A 657-nucleotide genomic window follows, 5' to 3' on the forward strand; every position below is an offset into this window, starting at 1 on the left:
AGTATATGGTATTGAGTATATCTTTATGGCTATCTTCTATCGGCAAGGTTACATCTTTAATCAAAGGGACTTTCCTAAGTACGCTGTATGGTTCATCTGCTATCGCGCCGTGAACCTTCTCAACGGCGTCTACCGTATGATCATAGGCAAGCGCTAACAAATCCAAGCTACCTGATATGATTTCTTGATTCGACAAGCCTTGCGCGACTCTCTGCACCATTTGCTGCTTCTTAGTCGCTTCCCTCACCTCGTAGAACTTCAAGTCAATATGATCTGGATGCTCACGGAACCACTGGTTTATTTGCTGGTAAACCTTTTCTGAGTGAGCCAGAGGTACATGTGGAATACCATTGAAATGGGCCTGCTTACTGTCTTCTGGTGCAGATATGGGGTTAGCACTTGTATGTCTCACCAGGCTATCGCCAAAATACTTGTTGAGTAGACTATTCTTGTTCGCCGATAGCGAGCCGCTAATGAAGTGATGCTGAGCATGCGCGGTAAAACTTCCACAGCGCACACTCTGCTCGTAGGGGTCATCACTATCCGCGCCACGTTTTTCTTTATTCAGATGGAGTAAGCCGTCCTTCAGATCTTGTATACCCTGGCTTCGAACGTCTATCCAGTCTGCCCAGTGACTAATGTAATCACGCGGGATAT

1 protein-coding gene is annotated in these 657 nt (G+C 46.3%); it reads right to left on the reverse strand.

Annotation, left to right across the window (positions count from 1 at the left end; all coding sequences use genetic code 11):
* Window positions 1-657, reverse strand: a 657-nt coding sequence (locus tag A3756_RS27385; RefSeq protein ID WP_197481198.1) for a hypothetical protein, incomplete at both ends; no start/stop codon positions are given.

Source organism: Oleiphilus sp. HI0086 (assembly GCF_001635225.1).